The organism is Porphyromonas circumdentaria (assembly GCF_900167105.1).
In the GTDB taxonomy this organism is placed as follows: Bacteria; Bacteroidota; Bacteroidia; order Bacteroidales; family Porphyromonadaceae; genus Porphyromonas; species Porphyromonas circumdentaria.
In genome coordinates this window covers 22,415-42,354 of the sequence record NZ_FUXE01000017.1, presented here as the reverse complement: position 1 = coordinate 42,354, position 19,940 = coordinate 22,415, and the positions used below count along the sequence as shown (strand labels likewise).

Sequence of the window (19,940 nt, the reverse complement as noted above, 5' to 3'; positions counted from 1 at the left end):
TGTTGTGGTTATGTGATATGTCTCCTTTTCGACTTCCCTATATAGGAAAGCGAGGTTATTTAGCTAATACTTGCTCGGGACCTATTGTAAGCATCTCACGAGGTACAGAACTACGGATACTCTCCTCGAAAAGAGTCAGCACCGACTGGCGCACGAAATCTTTACGATAAGCCAAATAAATACCTCGTACGGGACGAGGAATAGCAAAAGGACGTACGAGCGTACGCTGATTAGTATCGAGATAACGCTCTGCCAACTTGGGTATAAAGGTTAGTCCTTGCCCTGCCTCTACGATGTGCATAAAAGAGATAAGATTGCCCTCTGAATAGGTCAACTTGCTTTTATTTTGGTACTTCAACTGGCAGAAACGTACCAATTGATCTCTAAAACAATGCCCTTCGTCAAGTAACCACATACGTTGTGGATCTACTTCTGACGTACGTACAACAGAGGAGCTATAAATCTTTTCGTTGCGAGAGACGTAACCCAAGAACTCTTCGTAGTAGAGCTGCGAGTAGCGTATATCGGACTGTTCGGGGTCTGAGGCTATAATAGCCATGTCCACAGTGCGGTCGGTAATAGAGCGAAGACAGTCGCTTGTTTTCATTTCCACTATTCTAAGCTCCAAATCCTTGAAACAGGTTCTCCATCGGGGCAATACTAAAGGGAGCAGGTAAGGGGCTATTGTGGGAAGTACGGCAAGCGTAAAAGTTCCTTGTATCGTATTCTTTTCCTCGTCGATAATACTCTTTATCTGAGATGCCTCTTGGAGGATGCATCGAGCTTGCTCGATTACTTTAAGGCCTATCTCGGTAGGTCTTTGCTGTGTGCGGTCGAAAAGAGTTACTCCAAGCTCCTCTTCAAGACGCTGAATCATAGTGCTAAGCGTGGGTTGCGTTATGTCGCAAGCCGTAGCCGCTTTGGCAAACTGTCTATGTTTGTCAAGAGCTAATAGGTATTCAAGTTGTTGAAGTGTCATCTTTAGATTGCACAATTATTTGTTTTCTATTCTTTCTCTTTTTGTACACCTTCATCAGCACCATCGGCACTACAACGAGGTGAAAGAGAATTAGTATAACGACACTAATCTGATGGCTATATATGGTAACCTTCTCGATCAGTTGCTCTTTGGTCTCTATACCAGGTATTTTGGAAACAGAGTAGCCCAAGATATAGAGAATCACATTCCAGACACCTGCCCCCAGTGCCGTATAAGATATAAAAGGCAATAGACGCATACGTGCCAAACCTGCGGGGATAGAGATGAGCTGACGTATACCAGGCAGTAATCTTCCTATAAGGGTAGAGACTGCCCCCTTACGATCGAAGTAATGCTCGGCACGTACCAACTTCTCTTCGCTCAAGAGCAAAATTCTCCCCAAACGACTGCGTACAAAAGCATGCACCAGAGGCCGCCCCAACCACAGCGCAAGGCAATAATTGATTACAGCCCCGCAAAGAGCTCCCAACGTGGAAACGAGCAAAACAAGCGTACCATCGAGTTCGCCCTGAGCTGCCAAGTAAGCCGCAGGAGGCACTACTACCTCGCTCGGAAAGGGTATGAAACTACTCTCAATTGTCATCAAGAGGAAAATCGTCAAGTAGTTGATATGCGCCAAATACCACGCAATGAAAGCCTGCATAGGGATAGGGTCTCGTGAGGATTAAAAACGGATTAATTCTTCGCTGCTATTTTACTCCACGTATCTTTGAGCGATACGGTACGGTTGAATACTAAGTGCCCTTTGCTGCTATCCTTATCGACCACAAAGTAGCCCGTGCGCTGAAATTGGAACTTATCGCCCACCTCGGCACCTTGCAAGAACTCTTCTACCTTGGCATTGGGCAGTACCTGCAGCGAATTGGGGTTAAGCATCTCTTCGAGCGTCTTACCCTCTACCGAAGAGGGGTCTTCGTCTAAGAAGAGGCGGTCATAAAGCCTTACCTCGGCATCCAGAGAGTGCTCCGCAGAGAGCCAGTGTATAGTACCCTTTACCTTACGGTTGCTCCCAGGCAAACCGCTACGTGTCTCTGGGTCATACTCTGCGTATACCTCGACCACATTGCCCGCTTCATCTTTTTTACACCCCGTACATTTTACGATGTAAGCACTCTTCAAACGCACCTCATTACCAGGTGTGAGGCGGAAATATTTCTTGGGAGCCTCCTCCATGAAGTCGTCTCTTTCGATCCAAAGCTCTCTGGAGAAAGTGATTGAGTGCGTACCCTCGGATTCATTTTCTGGGTTATTCACGGCCTCGAAGTGCTCCACTTTATCCTCTGGGTAGTTGGTTATAACCAAACGCACAGGGTCTAAAACGGCAGAAACACGAGTTGCTATCTTGTTTAAGTCCTCGCGCACGGCATGCTCCAACAGTGCCACATCAATCATACCATCATATTTGGTGTACCCAATGCTATCGATGAAATTGCGAATGGCTCTCGGCGTATAACCACGACGGCGATAACCGCAAATAGTCGGCATACGGGGGTCGTCCCAACCTTTGACCAATCCCTCCTTTACCAGTTGTAGCAACTTACGCTTACTCATCATCGTATAAGTAAGGTTCAGTCTATTGAATTCGTACTGACGAGGGCGATAATCGCTATCCTTTTCCTTCAGCAAATCGATGAAATAGTCGTAAAGTGGGCGGTGAGGAACAAACTCCAACGTGCAGATAGAGTGTGTTACCCCCTCGAAAAAGTCACTCTGTCCGTGAGCAAAATCGTACATCGGATAAACCGTCCACTGCGTACCTGTGCGGTGGTGGGGATGTTTAATAATGCGGTAGATAATAGGGTCACGGAAGTGCATATTGGACGATGCCATATCTATTTTGGCACGCAATGTCATCGCCCCCTCCTCAAACTCGCCTGCATTCATTCGACGGAAGAGGTCTAAGCTCTCCTCTTTGGGGCGGTTACGATAGGGGCTATCAATCCCTGGTGTGGTAGGTGTACCCTTTTGGCGTGCTATCTCCTCGGCACTCTGCTCATCTACATAGGCATGTCCCTCCATGATGAGACGCTCGGCAAAGGCGTAGAGCTGGTCGAAGTAGTCCGAAGCATAATAGATCGCTCCATACTCAAAACCGAGCCAATGTATATCCTCTACGATAGCATCTACATACTCTACATCTTCCTTAGTTGGGTTGGTATCGTCAAAACGAAGATTACAAACCCCTCCGTACTTCTGTGCTATACCGAAATCAATACATATCGCTTTGGCATGGCCTATATGCAAATAGCCATTGGGTTCTGGCGGGAAACGTGTCTGCACACGACTATCGTTTACCCCCTCTGCTAAATCTTTTTCAACGATTTGCTCCACAAAATTGAGAGAGCGTTTCTCCTCTTTTGCAGACTCTAACGGATTGTTATTTTTGATTTCGTTCATTTTTCTTGCACTAACGAGTTGTACACATCTGAAAACAGTTGAAGATCTACGGTTCTTTATAAAGACCTATACCAGAGCAAAGATAAAGGTTTTCAGTTAAAAATCGAAAAGAAGAGGCACAAGCAGTGAATAGAATTTACCCTCTGCATCACGAGTGGGCGTCAAAAGGCAGTTCAGAAGAAAAAGAGCCTAACGAAAGGTCGCCGAAGAGCACTCCAGCAGAGCTGAAAGAGCGATAGAGCCACTTATCCCTCTCCCGAGAGAAGCAGTATTTTCACCAGTTAATAGGCTCCTTACCCAGAGAGATGAGATACCTATTTGCCTTGCTGAAGTGTTTACACCCTATAAATCCACGAGAAGCTGAGAGGGGAGATGGGTGCGGAGCCTCGAGTATAGCGTGCTTATCGCTCGGTATCATGGCAGCTTTGCGACGGGCAGCACTTCCCCAAAGCATAAACACAAGCCCCTCGCGTTGCTTGGCAAGTGCCTCAATGGCTGCATCGGTAAAGGTTTCCCACCCCTTATTCTGATGCGAGGCGGCACTATGAGCAGCTACCGTTAGGGTAGCATTGAGGAGCAAAACACCCTGCTCTACCCACGGTCCTAAGTGCCCCGAACGGATGATAGAGGGGCGTCCTAAATCCGCTTCTACCTCTTTCAAAATATTGCGCAGACTGGGCGGAATGGCTACTCCATCGGGTACAGAGAAAGCGAGCCCCTCTGCCTGACCTGACTCATGATAAGGATCTTGCCCCAATATAACCACACGCACCTTATCAAAAGGGCAAGTATCAAAAGCTCTGAAGATATACTTAGCTGGTGGATAGACCCGCCCCGAGGAGTAGCTTTGGCGCACAAAATCGGTCAAAGCCGAGAAATAAAACTTCTCAAACTCTTTGGCTAACACCTTTTTCCAACTCTCTTCAATACGTACATCCATAATATCCAACCTTGTAATGTAGGGCTATTTCACTTCTTTCACGATGTCAAAGGTATACATTTCCTGCCATGCAGAGCGAAGGGCTTGCAGGGGATTCTCCTCGTCGGATTATTTGAGAGTAACCCAATGTACAAAAGAGTTCTTAGAGAGCATCGTAGTCTCCCAAAAGTTGGGATATATGGAAACTTAAGTTTGCACATATCCCAACTCGAGTTTCCATATATCTAAACTTTAGTTCCCTCCTGTGCAAACTTTTATAAGAATACGAGAGACTCAAAATACCCTCCAACCATGAAGTGCCGCTTGGGGTTGAGCAACAAAAAAACCGCCATTAGATATGCTATCCAATGACGGTTGGTATTTAGTTGAAACGAGATAGTTCTTTAGAGGTGTTACTCGTTTTTGAGAGAGGCTACATGTTCCCAAGTACCTCCATTGAGTACATTCGTGAAACCATTGCGCTCGAGGATACTCTTCGCTTGACTACTTCTACCTCCGCTGCGGCAGAATACAATGATGGTTTTCTTCTCTTTGAACTCGCCCAAGCGGCTCTCAATTCTGTCCAAAGGGATGTTTACAGCTCCCTTAACGCTCCCCGAAGCAAACTCTCCAGGCGTGCGTACATCTACCAAGAAAGCTCCTTCACGAATCGCTTCTGCGAGAGCTTTATCGTCGGTTTGAGAAAATAGATTTTTGAATAATCCGAACATAACAAATACAATAATTATAGATACCGAGAATAGTGTTACTTTTTTGATACTTTGCTTTGACATACAAAATCGGTTTTTGGGATATTGGTTTGGGCGATGCTTCCAAAGCCTCCTTCAACATCTGTAAAGTTGCGATAACCTCTTGCAAGGAGAATACTTGCTGCAATCATACTACGATATCCGCCCGCGCAGTGTAGATAGAAGTGCCGATCGTTAGGTATATCCTGTATCCAGTCATTGATGTAAGCCAACGGACGGCTATAGGCATCTTCTACGTGCTCAGAGGCATATTCGCCCTCCTTACGTACGTCTATTATGATACTATCCTTAAGTAGGAATAGTTCTGCCAGTTTCTCTGCCGATATACGCTCTACTTGGTCTACCTCTTTGCCCGAAACTTTCCATGTATCGAAGCCCCCCTTTAGGTAGCCCAATACGTTATCGAAGCCTACACGACTTAAGCGAGTAATGGCATCTTCCTCTTTCCCTGGCTCTGCTACAAGAAGTAGAGGCTGTTTAACGTCTACTACCATAGCCCCAACCCAAGGTGCAAAGTCGCCTTCAAGACCGATGTTAATGGAGCGAGGTATGAAGCCTTGTGCAAAAACACCTGCGGCTCTTGTATCCAAGATAAGAGCTCCCGAGCTGGCAACCATAGCCTCAAAGTCGTCTGCCGATAGAGCAGATAAGCCTCTCTCGAGAACGTTTTCAAAACTATCATAACCCTGTTTATTCATTGCCACATTACCGCCAAAATAACCAGGAGGAGGGAGTAGACCCTCTGTTACGGAGGCAATGAAAGCTTCCTTATTAGGTTGGTTAAGAGCATAGTTGACACGCTTTTGATTGCCCAAGCTATCTACGGTCTCTTGCATCATATTCTTACCGCACGCAGAGCCAGCTCCGTGAGCAGGATATACGACAATATCGTCAGAGAGCGGGAGTATCTTGTTGTAAAGGCTGTCGTAGAGGAGACCTGCAAGCTCCTCTTGCGTCATGTTTGCCGCCTTTTGTGCCAAGTCGGGACGCCCTACATCGCCCAAGAAAAGAGTATCGCCACTGAAAAGGGCACTCTCTTTGCCCTGCTCATCAATCAGCAGAAAGCAAGAGCTCTCTAAGGTGTGCCCTGGGGTATGAAGTACTTTTATTTTGATTTCTCCCAATTCAAAGACTTGGTTGTCCTCCGCAACGATAGCATCGAACTCAGGCTTTGCGGTGGGACCATAGAGGATTTTTGCGCCTGTTGCACGACTTAAATCGAGGTGCCCACTGACAAAATCGGCATGGAAATGGGTCTCCAAGATGTACTTGAGCTTTACGCCATCTCGTTTGAGTCGCTCCATATAGGGAGCAATCTCACGCAAGGGATCAATTATTGCAGCCTCTCCTTTTGAAACGATATAATATGCGCCTTGAGCAAGGCAACCAGTATAAATCTGTTCTATCTTCATAACTACTGAAAGCATTGTTGTTTTATTTACAACACAAAGATGGTTCTATTTTTATTCCTGTACAGCTACTTTTGTTACATAAGCGTTTTTACAGAATAGTCTCTTTCAGTATAATGTACAAACCCATCAAAAGAACAAACCACCCAAAGGCAGGTTTGAGCTTTTCTCCATTGATATAACGGGCAAACCGTGTGCCTGCGAGGATGCCGATGATAGCAAAAGCTGTAACCATTAGAAGTAATTGCCAATCGAGACTTGCAAGATTTTTTTCGCCCAGAAAACCCAATAGAGATTTAGCGGAGATGATTACGAGGGAGGTACCAATGGCCTTTTTCATAGGTAGACCACCAAAGAGGATAAGGGCAGGGATGATCAAAAAGCCTCCTCCAGCTCCCACCAAGCCTGTCAGAGTACCCACGACCATTCCTTCGAGGAGAATTAGAAGGTAGGGCGTCGGTTTTTGAGTTTTCGCTTCGAGTTTCCGCCCTTCTCCCTCCTTGGTAGGCCGAATCATACTGATAGAGGCAAGAAGCATGAGTACGGCAAAAAGGAGCATCAAAAGCACATTCCTGTCGATTACAAAGCTACCTACGCGCGCAATCGTCGTGGGGATAGCGGGTATCAAATAGGCTCGAGTAAGAAAAACAGCGACGATAGAAGGGATTCCGAAGAGTATCGCTGTACGTATATCTACCGAAGAATTGCGAAAATAAGAGACACTTCCTACTGCACTTGTTATACCTACGATAAAAAGAGAATAGGCTGTACCCAATACAGGGTCTACACCGAGTAGATACACAAGCACAGGAACGGTGAGAATGCTTCCGCCCCCACCAATAATTCCAAGGGATAAACCTATTAAAATAGATGCTAAATAACCAAGTATATACATAAGGTCTCTAAATCAAACGACAGAGCAAAGGTCGTTATATATAGAGCTTCGTACTGTTACTTTGGTTACATAAGGGTGATTTTATTACGACCTAAAAGCACAACGCCTGCTTCTTCGAGTTGTTTTAACAGTCTTGACACGACAGCTCTTGCCGTTCCTAATTCGCTGGCAAGCTGTTCGTGCGTTATGGGGATTGTGTGGCTCCCGATGAGTTCGGCTTTCTTATGAATGAGTGCTAATAAGCGTTCGTCCATTTTCTTAAAAGCGATGGCGTTGATGGTTTCGAGTAATTCTTCAAACCTCTTGTGGTAAGATCGAAAAATATAGTTGACCCACTCGGGATGCTCCTTCATAAATAGAGAGGCCTTATCGACGGGGAGGAAAAGAATCTCTGCATCATCTTCTATTTCTACTCTTACCTTGCTCGTTTCGTTGTGCAATCCACCCAAAAAAGACATGATACAACTCTCTCCTGCCTTTATGTAGTAGAGCAAAATTTCTCGCCCATCCTCTTCGGTGCGAATAACTTTCATCACCCCTTTTATAACGATGGGAATGAAACGAATATGGGCATTCTCGTTGAGGATAATGCTGCCCGCCTTGTAGGTCTTGGCAATACCATATTTGTAGAGTTTCTCTACAAGTTCGGGAGAGGAACGAAACTCCGAAATCTCTTCTATCTGCTTCATGGTAGCAAACTTACTAAAAAAATGGCCGCTAATAGAAAGAACTCTTTTGCTCCACATTTCTCTCGAACTTTCTTACTGGTTGGTCACTTTTACTGCCCCATAATCTAACGAACCCTAACAGATTGACAGAGAAAATGTAGAAAGCCATAATAAAAAGATATAACTTTGCGTTGTTTTGAGAAAAATATAGTGCTATCGTGACACACCACACTACACAAAAAGGGGATATCCATACTGCCCCCGATGGAGAGGCGCGCAAGAAAACGACCCCAGATAGAGGGTTTAGTGTTCTTATGGCTGTTTACCATGGGGAGCATCATTCACACTTCCGAGATAGCATCGAGAGTATCTTTCACCAGACTCTTATGCCCTCCGAAATTATCTTGGTATGCGATGGACCCCTTAACGATAATCTTGACGCTATCATTGAGCAACATCAATCAGAGTATCCAGAGATTCTAAAGGTTATTCGTCTGCCCGAAAACCGAGGCTTAGGCAATGCCTTAAACAAAGGTATCGAGCAGTGTAGCTATGAAATCATAGCACGTATGGATGCCGACGACGTAGCCTATGCCAATCGCTTCGAGGAGCAAATCAACTACATGTACCAGCATCCCGATATTGATGTTCTTAGCTGTGCCATCGATGAGTTTCGAGAGAGCCCCGATAAAATCGTATCGAAACGTTTACTCCCAGAGAAGCATGAAGATTTAGTAAAGTATGCCAGAAAGCGTTGCCCAGTGAATCATCCCTCAGTAGTATTCCGTCGTAGTGCCGTACAAAAAGCAGGTAATTACCAACACTTCTTCCTTTTCGAGGACTATCTTCTATGGGCAAGAATGATTATGAACGGGGCTAAGTTTCATTCTTTGCCAGAGTCATTACTCTACTTCAGAATGGATGAGAATACCTATAGCCGACGTAAGGGATGGAAATATATTCAGAGCGAAATGAAGTTACAGAAGAAATTCCTCAAGATGGGCTTTACCAATCGCTATGAGTATCTGCGTAATATCTGCTTACGTGTCCCTCCACGTTTGCTATCGACACGACTTCTTTCTCTCTTTTACCGATGCTTTTTGCGTTCCAAAAAATAGGGCGATGGATTAAGTCTATCGCCTTTTTTGTAAAAACTCTTTGATACGTACTATAAGGTAGGCAAGAGGCGTTAGGTGTAGCTTATGAAAAAAGAGCGCAGCCCGCAGGAAATGCCCACTTAGTTTGGGCATTTGTTGTATGTGGGTATGAAGAGTAGGGTTGTTATGCAGTATCGCGCCAAAGTTTTTGTAGGAAGCATGGCAGAGTACTCCTATGTCGATGTGGAGATAAGCTGTGGCAAAACTCTTTTGAAAGGAGTGTGCTTGCTCCTCTCCCAATCGCTCAACAAAAAGGTTTTCCAAGAAGTTAAGCACCTTTTTCATCGAAGTTACATTCTTGTGGGAGAGATCTAAGGTAACCGATCGTTCGTTGGTACGCCGATAAGCGACCAAGTTTTCCTCTATGTAGGCTACTCGTTGCACTTCCAAACTATAAGGCACTACGCACTGAAGATCCTCCCACATATTATTGCCTAACTGTAATAAATTGGCTTTTTCCAAGAAGAGGGAGCGACGGAAGACCTTGTTCCAGAAGTAAGCGGGTGTAACTCCCTCTAAAAGGGCAGAGGTAAGTTCCTTAGAATCATATATTAGGGGCAAAGAGCTTCGCCTTTGACTTCGCTTAAAAAGCTCCGTATAGTTGAAAATTACAATATCGGCTTGCTCGTGTTGCATACACTCCACGGCTCTTTTTATTGCCTCAGGAGATAGAAAATAGTCGTCACTATCCAAGAAAAGTAATAGTTCGCCCTGCGCCTCTTTTATAGCCGTAATTCTGGCTCCTGCTATGCCCATGTTCTTTGCATGATGTAAGATGCGGAAGGTGTGATTGTATCTATTCTCTTGAGCAATCAACTCTTCTGCCAAAGAGATGCTATTATCGGGCGAACAATCATCTACCAAAATAACCTCCAGAGGGGTATACTCTTGCTGCAGCACAGAGCGCAAACACTCCTCTATATAGAGTTCTACGCCATAGACTGGTATCAATAGGGATACTAAAGGGCGGAGGTTATGTTGGTTTGCTTTCATAGAAAACTGCCATTATTAGGATTTTATGCCATCTTTTGTTCTAAAAGAGTTGGTGTGGAGGTCATGTTGTACCCTACCCAAAAGTCGCTTGGGGCATCCTTATCTTTTAATATAATTTTATAGTTGTGATACGTCTCGCTGGGGTCGCTTATCGTCTTGATGGTAATCATGATTTGGAAAAGGATAAAAAGCGATAGAACCACTCTATCCATACGATGCCCTCGAATGAAGAAGTTCGACACCAGTATCGGAAAAAACATAAGAGGGTAATACATCAAACGATCTGCCACTTGGAAAAAAGAGAACGAGTTACTCAGCAGACAGACAAAGAGCCATGTGTTTAAGTATGGGAGTAAATGGGCATCTTCATCGGTCAATTCTCTCTGGCGGTAAAGGATATAGAAAGCGAGAAGAGTATTGATGATAAATCCTATTCCAGAGCCCTTCCCTTCTTGCGTATCGTACATCGTCTCGATATAGAAAGTATCGAAAGGAAGATAGGGTATAAGGGCTATAAGCGTTGCTTTGAAGAGAATAGGGAAGAGCGTTAACGAAAGAATAAGTACCCCTCCTACGAAATAGCGGTTATAGCGAATAAAAAGAAACGGAGTTAATGCTACCATTATAAAAGCAGACTTATGTATGAGTAGTGCACCCATGAGCAAGAAGAGAGCAGGTACGTATCGTTTCTGGCGCAGATAGGGAATTACAAAAAGGCAAACAGCCTCTGCCATGGCTTGACGTACCATATTAAAAGACTCGAAGTAGAGGCGGTACATGAAGATGAAGACAAAGAGTGCCAGTGCCAGATTATAGCTTTGCTGTCGGTAGGCTCTGATTACCAGAAATATAAATATAAGTGCTACGAGGAAAGTCCACATAGGGAACTCAAAATTAAAGTAGCGCAATATACTCTTGAAATAGTTCCACACCGCCTCCATGTGCTCTGCATCGTACGAGTAGTACCTGTTGAAAGCACGTTCGTAAACGGTGTAATCTCGGCCGACCTCATAGCGTAATGCCGAGAAAAGTACCAATAGTACCCCCAGTAAGAACGTAGGTATTCGGCGCCCATATTCGTCTCGGGCTATAAACCATAGGAATACGGTTGCCAAAAGAAAGAATCCTGAGTAGAGTAGAGCTGAGTAAAGGGGCATATTATAAACTATCGAAGGCGTTGTAAAGAGGCTTTTAGACGTAGTAAAGCATAAGCCACGTGAGGCATTCGCTTTCTGTAAGAGAAAAGAGCCAAACGAAGGATCTTACCTCCCACACCGCCAATTTCCTGAGCATAGGAGTGTAAAGAGGGATATTGGGATAGGGTTTTGTGCATTCCCTGATAGTTGCTGCTGCACAAGATCACCAAATCAATGACCTGCGAAGCCTTTTTAAGCCCTTCTTGAAAGTAAGGCAAATCGTCTGTGGAACAGTGTTTTTTGAAATGTTCAGAAAGGAAAGAAACAACCCTACGCATAGAAAGAATGTTTTTTGAAGAGAAGTCTAAAGTTACCGATCGTTCGTTGGTACGTCTATACGCCAAAAAACTTTCTTCGACATAGGCTATGCGTTGTACAGCCAGACTATAAGGGATAACGTTCTGTACATCTTCCCACATATTATTCCCTACCTCCCATAAGTTAGCATGTTCCAGAAATAAAGAGCGTCGAAAACATTTATTACAGAGAAAAGCTGGCACTCCACCAATTAAGAAGCTATAAACCAATTCTTTGGAATCGTATATATGGGGCAAATTACTCGTTCTTCTACTCCGTTTGAAGAGCTCGGTATAGTTAAAGATTACCATATCGGCACGCTCTGCTTGCATGGATTGCACCACCTTTTCTACTGTGTGGACGGAGAGGTAATAGTCATCACTGTCTAAGAATAGCAATAGCTCTCCTTGCGCCTCTCTTACTGCCGTTATTCTTGCTCCCGCCAAGCCTAAGTTTTTTTCGTGACGAATAAGTCGCACACAATGGTTATACCTATTCTCCTCGGCAATAACTCTCTCTGCCAATGCGATACTACGGTCGGGCGAGCAGTCATCTACCAGAATAATTTCTAAAGAGGGATATTCCTGTTGTAGTACAGAGCGCAAGCACTCTTCTATATAGAGCTCTACGCCGTATACGGGGATTAAAACAGATACAAGGGGTGAAGTGGCAGGCATAATGGTCTATAACATCATTTTGATAAGGTGGATTTTCAGACGGAAGAGGGCAAATCCCAAACGGTAACAGCCTATGCGGTTCAAAAATAGTACCCATGCATCCCAACGGGCACTCCATCCCTTTCGTTGCGATATGGCTTCTTTCCAGTCCGTTCGCTCCCGAGCAATCTCCTTATACGCTTTGAAAGAGCCTGTTTTTAAGCGTATCATATGTGTGAGCAGAGCATTGACCTCAAGAGCTTCGTATACAGCTTTGCAAGCCTCTTCATCGGTGTACTCCAAGTCGTAAAAGCGTTGCATCAAATCTTGGTGTATGGCCCAGACAGAGGCTCTTGCTATGGGAGATAAATTGTTGGTTATAGAGTTAGGGAGGCGACGATAGGTCAGATAGTATTTATCTATGTAGGTAATACGCTTTGTTTGAAATGTGTAGAGAGGTACATTGTGCAGATCTTCCCAGAGATTACAGGAGGGTAACCATACTGCAGCCTTGGACAAAAAGTCCTCTCTTAGAAAACATTTATTCCATAGATAGGCAGAAGCCTCTCCCTTAAGATAGGCTACTGTCTGTTGCAGCGAATCCTCTATGCCCAACACTTTCACCTTTCGGGAGCCTCTACTGCGTTGTTCTATGTAATTGAATATAGCAAGGTGGGCAGAGCATTCCATCATTTGGGAGATTACTTCGCGCACCATCGAGGGGCTATTCCAGTAGTCATCACTGTCTAAAAAGAAAAGATACTCCCCCTCTGCTGCATGAAGTGCCGATAGACGTGCCACGGCTAACCCTTGATTGCTCTCGTGGTGCAGCCACTTAACCCGATGGTGCTGTGGATTTTCTCGCTCCACAACCTCCTGAGCCAAAGATACGCTCTGGTCGGGCGAACAATCGTCCACCAAAACAACCTCCATCTGAGGATAGTCTTGTATCAGTACCGAGCGAAGTGCTTCCTGAACATACGCTTCAACTCCATAAATAGGTATAAGTACAGAGACTAAGGGCAACTTTTCCATAGCGTAATTATTCTCTAAGAATGCGAGCGTATCAATTTTATTTTTCGAAGTAGCATCTGCAAGCCCTCGCGGAAGTCTCCATGCGTTAGAAAGAGTACAAACGCAGATACTGTCGCAAAGATAGCGGTTCCACTCATACCCGATAGTAGTAGGTGTACAAGTCCTGTTTGTTCAGGCCTAAACCACTCTGGCATATAACGGAAAAGGTAAAGAGGAATTATGAGTAATAGCAACGCTTTGGCCTGCTGTAAGAAAAAGGGGAAGACCGACATGTGAAATCCTCGTGAATAGAGAAAGTAGGGCTTCCAGCCATGTACTACCACGAGCAAACTAACGGCTATACCAGAGAGTACCCCCGCAATGCCCCAATAAAAACCCAACAATAACGATAGCCCTAAGTTTAGAACCGCTTCGACTAAAGGCGCGGCTACATCTTGAAACATACCGTAAGCAGATATGAATTGGTCAGGGAGGCGTGTGATTTGGAGTAGCAGGCAAAGCACAAAAAGCAGTAGTTCGGGCTCTGTGAAGTAACGCTCGCCACCCACCCATAGAATCATGAAAGCCTTGGAGTAGTATATAATTGCAAAGGCAGCTGCAAAGGAAATCCATAGCCGCAGAGCGTAAAGGCGACGAAATAGCGACTCCACCCGTTGATGATCTTGCTCTAAAATAAGATTGCCCACACTGGCCGTCAGCCCATTGAAGATGGAGCCGAAAATCCCGAAAACACCCGCTTGTAAGACAAGGTAGTTTTGATAGATGGTTACAATGGGCAGGGCTTCTCTCGCCTTAAATATAAAGAGTAGCACGATTGGGGTACTCTGCTGGAGGATGAAAGATGCTATCTTATGGTAGATAACTTGCCCCGTACGACGAAGTATATCGCCATACTGGCGTCTAACCTTACCCCCTAATGCAGCACTTGCTTTGAGCCAAGGGTAGTCTTTATGTATCATCCACTCAATAAGCAAGGCGGTAAATACTCCAAAGGCGGCTTCTATACCGAGCCACCATATATAAGGATTGGGGAGATAAAGGATGGCAAAGACCTGTAGTACCTGCTTTATAATCTTCGGGAACTGTGCCGCAAAGGTGATTTTATACTCCCTCTGGTCCGATGAGAATATGATCTGCCGATAATTGTACAAATAACTCCATAGGGCATTAAGCAGTAGCACCCCATACGTTGCATAGGCATACCACATAGGAAGCCCACTGTCGCTAAAAATACGAGGGAAGAAGAGCAGCAATATACCCGATCCGACAAGGATAAAGATGGCTACCAAGCGGTAAAACCACGCCTGTATAGAAATAATCTCCTGAACCGATTTCCGATCTCCTTTGGACAAGGGGGCATAAAGGGCAAAGGCAATTGCTGAGGCAAGCCCCAACTCTGCAATGTTTAAGAACCCTAAGAAGCTCGTTAGAGTTGTATTAAGTCCCAGAAGAGCGTCCCCTAACTCTTGTATAAAGTAGCGACGGAAAAAGAGTGCTACCACTTGCCCCATCATGTAAAATGTAATGGCATAGCGGGCATTGCGTAGGCTATTGGCTGCTCTATCGGTAGTAACCATGGGTTTTTGAGGAGAAGAAAAAAAATGTCTTGTATTCTTTTTATTTAACGACTGCAAAGATACCTTATTGTACAGGATAAGGAAACTTTGTCCTAATAAGGATTATCCCTTTACTCTATTTATAAGCGATGAATTTTAGAGGAACTATAATAGAAATGGATCGAAATATACATATCTTTGCAGTCGCAATATAGAGAGTACTACTCGACTTTCTATAATAAAACGAATAAAATCAACACATAAAACCAAACAATGTTTATGAAAAAAAACAATCCTCTCCTTACTTGCAACTACCTTGCTATTGACGAGTTGCGCTACAATCTTTACAGGAACGTACGATTACATTTCTTTTGACTCCAAACCCTCTGGTGCCAAAGTATTTTTAGATGGCATAGAGCTCTGTGAAACTCCTTGTGGAGAAGATATCAAACGTTCCATAAATAGCAAAGAGGTAGAGTTTGTTTTAGATGGTTATAAGACCAAAGTTGTACGCCTCGACAAGGAGTTCAACGTCATATCTGTACTCAATATGACCACCATATTTGGTTGGGCTGTAGATGTTGCTACTGGTGCTGTGCTCAAGTATGGACGCAAGCACTACAGAGTAGATATGGAGCGCGACGAAGCCTTCATTGCTTCTTTGAAAGAGGCCAAAGAAATCCATATAGATAGTAACACGAAAGAGGCTACTATATACGTTCAGCGTTAAATAGCAACCTTTATAACACGCAGAAGAGAGTTGGGGGCTTGTTGCTCTCAACTCTTTTTTGAAAAAGACATTCCTTTTCAAAGATTTTCCTCTTCTCAACGTCGCAAAATGCCAAAAGGTGTAAGCTAAAAGAAGTTTATACTTGTGTTATTCTTTATACGCAATCTAAATATACATATATTCAACCTTAGTATATATATATTCAACCTAAATATATATATACGTAGATTGCGTATAGAGTTTTACCTATGTTTTAACGATTTTATGGCCGTGAATAGAAGTGTTTTTTCTCCTGTGGGAGCAATTTTCACAATGGGTATATAATCCTGATATTTGCGGTATTATCGCGGATATTTAGTCTTGAAGTGCAGACTTTTCATACCTTATCAAGGCTCTATACTTAGGATAGAGTAAAATACTTTAAGTTTGCCCCTGAGTGTAAGAATTGGTGTAACTCAATAGGAAGCTTGAAAATAAATCTTCCTGCTACAAGTAGAATGCCTTGCTCTTGTTGAGCGATGCTCTCTTATCCTCCCCGTACGAGTTTTTCTAATACGGTGCAAATACTCTTTCTCTCAAAACTCACTCTTTTTCCAAAGTTTGTAACAGTACAAAAAAAGAGTACACACACCTCAAAAGATGCGTGTACTCTATTCTAACGTTGTATCTCGCACGCTTTTAACTCAAAAGTCGCAGGCGCATCGAAATATAGAGACTACTTTTTACTTAACTACCTCTACCAAAGTTATCTCGAATACAAGAGTAGAGAAAGGATCAATATTGCCTGTTTGACGCTGACCATAAGCAAGTTCTTGAGGTATTACCACCTTAACTTTCTCGCCCTCTTTCATGAGCTGGAGTATTTCTGTCCAACCAGAGATTACTTGAGTAACACCAAATTCTACAGGCTCTTCGCCACTTTTATCGAACTCTTCTCCGTTGATAAGCGTACCCACGTAGTGTACCTTTACGCGGTCTTTTTCGGTAGGAGTAGCACCAGTACCTGGAGTGATTACTTTATAGGCAATGCCGCTCTCGGTCTTTTGTACACCCTCTTCTTGGGCAAACTTAGCAAGGTACTCTGCACCCTCTGTTTTGTTCTTACCAAATTTGGTCTCGAGTTTCTTCTCTTCCAATTTCTGCTCTGCTCCGTTAAGGTAAGTCATCGCATCTTCCATAGACCACTTAGTCAACGTAGTGTCTCCCATCAAACCTGCTTCGAAGTATTTCAAGAAAAGCTTTTGGTCGATTTTATCTTCTACAAGAGAAGATCCCATTTGATGACCTGTGATAGTTCCTGCATAGTAAGAGAACTTTGTAGAGTCTGCAGCCTTAGTAATCCCCTCTTTGAAGCCCTGCAAAAATAGAGCTGTGTCGATGGCTTGACCTTGCATAGCCGAATACATAAGCTGTTGTCCCATTTGCATACCCATAACGTAACCACGAGCCATAGCTAAGCTGTCATTCGCTGGGTCTTTTTCTGTCTTAGAGGAACCTGTACAGGAGATTGCTCCAAACATAGTTGCTGACGCTAAGGCAGCATAAAGTAATTTTTTCATTGTCTTTTCTGTTTATTTTGATTGGTTTATTGTTTCTCTCCTTTGTTGGTAGAGATCTTTTTTTCTACCTCCTTTGCCGTTGATGTTCCCTCCGACACAGGAAGCGGTTTTCCTTTGATAACATCTACCATTTCGATTTCGAAAATCAACGCAGAGAAAGGAGGGATATTACGTCCTGCCCCTCTCTCTCCGTAGGCTAAGCCATGAGGAATATAAAGCTCTGCCTTAGTGCCTTTAGGCAGGAGGCACAAACCTTCTGTCCAACCAGGTATCACCTGTAAAGGATTGAATTTGATAGGTTCACCACGTTCGTACGAGCTGTCAAAGACGGTGCCATCGAGTAACTTTCCTCTATAATGTACCATTACGGTATCTTCCACTGTAGGCTTGATGCCTTTTCCCTGTTTGATAATCTTGTATTGAAGGCCGCTATTGGTTGTTTTTACACCTTTTTTCTTTGCATTCTCTGCAAGGAAAGTTTCTCCTGCCAAGCGGTTAGCCTCATTTTCGGCCTTTTGTATTCCCTCAAAGTAGTCGCGTATCACTGTACCCGCTTCGTCGGGAGACATTGTTACCTTCTGCTCCAAGAAATCTGAAATACCTTTCAAAACCGTCTTTTGGTCTATGTCTTTACCGCCAGGCATTTGAGCCATATTCTGGATGATCATATAGCCCATAGAAACACCTATAGCATAGCTTGCCTTTTCTGCATCGGGTTGTGCTGTTGCTGCACTCTTTTGTGCCTCTGTTTTTTGGACGTCCTGTGCGATTGCCGTACAAGGGAGCAGTGCCAATAACAGATAGAAAAAATACTTTTTTAATCGCATAACTGATATTGCTCTTATATAGTTTATCGTTGGTCTTCTATTGCCAATAGATGGATCTCAAATACAAGGGTAGCATTAGGGCCAATCATTTGCCCAGCCCCACGCTCTCCATAAGCCATGTGTGCAGGTATTGTTACGCGCCACTTCGAGCCGACAGGCATAAGTTGTAGTATCTCAGTCCAACCAGAGATCACTCCCGTGAGGGGGAAAGATGCTGGTTCGCCACGCTTGATAGAGCTATCAAAAATGGCTCCATTGGTAAGAGTTCCTTCGTAATGTACAGTTACGGTGTCGGTTTTAACAGGTTTTCTGCCGCTTCCCTCTTCGAGGATTTCGTACTGAAGACCATTTTCGAGGCATACAACGCCAGGTTTGTTTTTGTTTTCCTCCATATACTTGCGCCCAGCTTCCAAGTTGGCATTTTTTGTTTTATTTTGGAGCTCTTCAAAGAAAGCACCTAAAACATTTTGTGCCTCTTCTGGTGAAATAGAGGGAGTAGTCATCTCAAAAATGGCCTTTACCCCCGCTACAAAATCTTCTACTACGAGATCGTTTACTCCTGTTCCCTTAAGATTGGAACCGATGCTCAATCCCAACGCATAGCTTACTTTATCTGTCATATTCTTTTATAATTATCTCTTTTGTTTAATCTGGTATATCCATAAGTACCGCTAAATATAGGGGTACAAATCGTAGCAAATGTACCTATTTTTCCTGATATATTATGAAATATTGTTTTGTGTATGAGAAGATTTGCCGACCGATATAGGACTCAGAAGGTGCGTATGGAGTTTCAAAACACTGCGTAGGGGTAGAAATTTATTAAATTCTATTACCCTGGTAAAACAGAAAAGGATTCTTTTTACGACAACCATCTGCACCATATAAAACATAATCGTATCTAAAAAGAGTGTAATAATACAACTAGATACTATTTTTGTCGCAGTAAACTACAAATGAGAATATTGATTTAGTATGGAAACCAATAAAAAAAGATTCAGTTTGAATGGAGTATGGGCTTTTTTGATCGTACTCTTTAGTATGCCATTAGGGCATGCTTTGATGATTCTATGTGAGCATCTTTTTGGGGATAATCAGCTCTTTATTGCGGCCTTTCTCATGGGATTTATCGGTCTGATTATAACCCTGATCGGCTTTTATGTAAAGAGAACGGGGCAACAGACACTACTCGGCTTCATCGGGGGGCTACTCTTTTGGACGGGATGGATAGAGTTTGGCTACGTCTATATAGCTCGTCGCTATGGGATAGAACCCTTGATGGAGAATGGAGAGATTGTAACCAAGCCCGAATACCTTTTGATGCCATCGAGTATTGGCTTCTGGGCAATGACTATGTTGGGCTACCTTTTTAATTCTCGTACAGGGTGTACATTCCTCAATTGGATACAACGTCGTGTGGTACGCAGAGAGGGTTTGTACACTTTCACCCCATCGCTACAAAACAAGTCAATCATTACATTCATGGAGTTGAATATCCTTTTGTGGACTTTCTACCTCTTACTTCTCTTCGTGTATGATAACGCTTTCTTGGGCGACCGCCATCCCATTACTTATATTGTTGCTTTCGGTTCGTTGGTTTGGGCACTTTATCTTTTCGTTCGCCTTATCCGCATTAAGGAAATCGGCGCAGCAATTCGCTACGCTATACCTACGGTAATTATCTTTTGGAACTTTGTGGAAATCCTCGGACGATGGGATTTATTTAAGGAGATATGGGTACATCCGTTGGATTATGTCTTGGAGATGGGGCTCATGCTACTCTCTTTCGTGGTACTTATAGTCATTCTTTACTTCTCAGATAAAAAGCGTAAGAATCACCCCACTAAGTGATTATGTGAAGCAAATATAGCTCTGC

General features: G+C 43.8%; 19 protein-coding genes. 3 read left to right on the top strand and 16 right to left on the bottom strand.

Features of this window, described 5'->3' with window-relative positions:
- Positions 1–55: 55 nt before the first annotated feature.
- The 8 genes from B5D06_RS07565 to B5D06_RS07530 all read right to left on the bottom strand — a co-directional run bounded on the left by B5D06_RS07565 (position 56) and on the right by B5D06_RS07530 (position 8,079).
- Complete coding sequence (locus tag B5D06_RS07565) at positions 56–979, bottom strand: hydrogen peroxide-inducible genes activator (RefSeq protein ID WP_078737398.1); 924 nt, start codon at positions 977–979, stop codon at positions 56–58.
- A complete protein-coding gene (locus tag B5D06_RS07560) occupies positions 960–1,649 on the bottom strand; it encodes a DedA family protein (RefSeq protein WP_143742648.1) in 690 nt (229 codons plus the stop codon). Before B5D06_RS07560 ends, B5D06_RS07565 begins: the two co-directional genes overlap by 20 nt.
- 26 nt (positions 1,650–1,675) lie before the next feature.
- Positions 1,676–3,397: a glutamine--tRNA ligase/YqeY domain fusion protein gene (locus tag B5D06_RS07555; RefSeq protein WP_078737396.1), complete on the bottom strand. Its 1,722-nt coding sequence runs from the start codon at positions 3,395–3,397 to the stop codon at positions 1,676–1,678.
- 274 nt (positions 3,398–3,671) lie between these two features.
- A complete protein-coding gene (ung, locus tag B5D06_RS07550) occupies positions 3,672–4,340 on the bottom strand; it encodes a uracil-DNA glycosylase (RefSeq protein WP_184227949.1) in 669 nt (222 codons plus the stop codon).
- Between the two features lie 389 nt (positions 4,341–4,729).
- Positions 4,730–5,110, bottom strand: coding sequence for a rhodanese-like domain-containing protein (locus tag B5D06_RS07545; RefSeq protein ID WP_078737394.1), 381 nt, complete (start codon positions 5,108–5,110; stop codon positions 4,730–4,732).
- On the bottom strand, positions 5,083–6,513 hold the full coding sequence (locus B5D06_RS07540; RefSeq protein WP_234989577.1) for an MBL fold metallo-hydrolase: 1,431 nt from the start codon (positions 6,511–6,513) through the stop codon (positions 5,083–5,085). The genes B5D06_RS07545 and B5D06_RS07540 overlap by 28 nt, the downstream gene beginning before the upstream one ends.
- Positions 6,514–6,586: 73 nt before the next feature.
- Positions 6,587–7,390, bottom strand: a complete 804-nt coding sequence (locus tag B5D06_RS07535; RefSeq protein WP_078737393.1) for a sulfite exporter TauE/SafE family protein — start codon at positions 7,388–7,390, stop codon at positions 6,587–6,589.
- A gap of 65 nt (positions 7,391–7,455) precedes the next feature.
- Complete coding sequence (locus B5D06_RS07530) at positions 7,456–8,079, bottom strand: Crp/Fnr family transcriptional regulator (protein ID WP_078737406.1); 624 nt, start codon at positions 8,077–8,079, stop codon at positions 7,456–7,458.
- 197 nt (positions 8,080–8,276) lie between these two features.
- On the opposite strand from B5D06_RS07530, the gene B5D06_RS07525 reads away from it, so the two are divergent.
- Complete coding sequence (locus tag B5D06_RS07525) at positions 8,277–9,176, top strand: glycosyltransferase (protein WP_234989576.1); 900 nt, start codon at positions 8,277–8,279, stop codon at positions 9,174–9,176.
- Between the two features lie 15 nt (positions 9,177–9,191).
- Here the strand turns inward: B5D06_RS07525 and B5D06_RS07520 are convergent, their stop codons facing one another.
- From B5D06_RS07520 to B5D06_RS07500, 5 genes are read right to left on the bottom strand one after another with little or no spacing between them, the layout of a single operon-like run.
- Positions 9,192–10,208, bottom strand: a complete 1,017-nt coding sequence (locus B5D06_RS07520) for a glycosyltransferase family 2 protein (protein WP_078737392.1) — start codon at positions 10,206–10,208, stop codon at positions 9,192–9,194.
- 23 nt (positions 10,209–10,231) lie between these two features.
- Positions 10,232–11,365: an EpsG family protein gene (locus tag B5D06_RS07515; RefSeq protein ID WP_078737391.1), complete on the bottom strand. Its 1,134-nt coding sequence runs from the start codon at positions 11,363–11,365 to the stop codon at positions 10,232–10,234.
- 8 nt (positions 11,366–11,373) lie between these two features.
- Positions 11,374–12,378 carry a glycosyltransferase family 2 protein gene (locus B5D06_RS07510; RefSeq protein WP_078737390.1) on the bottom strand — a complete coding sequence of 335 codons (1,005 nt, stop codon included), beginning with the start codon at positions 12,376–12,378 and terminating at the stop codon, positions 11,374–11,376.
- A gap of 6 nt (positions 12,379–12,384) precedes the next feature.
- Positions 12,385–13,392 carry a glycosyltransferase family 2 protein gene (locus tag B5D06_RS07505; RefSeq protein WP_078737389.1) on the bottom strand — a complete coding sequence of 336 codons (1,008 nt, stop codon included), beginning with the start codon at positions 13,390–13,392 and terminating at the stop codon, positions 12,385–12,387.
- Between the two features lie 14 nt (positions 13,393–13,406).
- Positions 13,407–14,969, bottom strand: coding sequence for an MATE family efflux transporter (locus B5D06_RS07500; protein WP_078737388.1), 1,563 nt, complete (start codon positions 14,967–14,969; stop codon positions 13,407–13,409).
- 301 nt (positions 14,970–15,270) lie between these two features.
- Between B5D06_RS07500 and B5D06_RS07495 the strand changes: the two genes are divergently transcribed.
- A complete protein-coding gene (locus B5D06_RS07495; RefSeq protein WP_078737387.1) occupies positions 15,271–15,678 on the top strand; it encodes a PEGA domain-containing protein in 408 nt (135 codons plus the stop codon).
- Between the two features lie 722 nt (positions 15,679–16,400).
- Here B5D06_RS07495 and B5D06_RS07490 read toward each other — a convergent pair.
- From B5D06_RS07490 to B5D06_RS07480, 3 genes are read right to left on the bottom strand one after another with little or no spacing between them, the layout of a single operon-like run.
- Positions 16,401–17,237 carry a BamJ family beta-barrel-assembly machinery protein gene (locus tag B5D06_RS07490; RefSeq protein WP_078737386.1) on the bottom strand — a complete coding sequence of 279 codons (837 nt, stop codon included), beginning with the start codon at positions 17,235–17,237 and terminating at the stop codon, positions 16,401–16,403.
- Positions 17,238–17,263: 26 nt separating this feature from the next.
- The gene (locus B5D06_RS07485; RefSeq protein ID WP_078737385.1) at positions 17,264–18,064 is read right to left on the bottom strand and encodes a BamJ family beta-barrel-assembly machinery protein; all 801 of its coding nucleotides are present in this window, start codon (positions 18,062–18,064) and stop codon (positions 17,264–17,266) included.
- A gap of 23 nt (positions 18,065–18,087) precedes the next feature.
- Positions 18,088–18,684, bottom strand: coding sequence for a BamJ family beta-barrel-assembly machinery protein (locus B5D06_RS07480; protein ID WP_078737384.1), 597 nt, complete (start codon positions 18,682–18,684; stop codon positions 18,088–18,090).
- Positions 18,685–19,039: 355 nt separating this feature from the next.
- On the opposite strand from B5D06_RS07480, the gene B5D06_RS07475 reads away from it, so the two are divergent.
- The gene (locus tag B5D06_RS07475; RefSeq protein WP_078737383.1) at positions 19,040–19,915 is read left to right on the top strand and encodes a hypothetical protein; all 876 of its coding nucleotides are present in this window, start codon (positions 19,040–19,042) and stop codon (positions 19,913–19,915) included.
- The last annotated feature ends 25 nt before the right edge of the window (positions 19,916–19,940 follow it).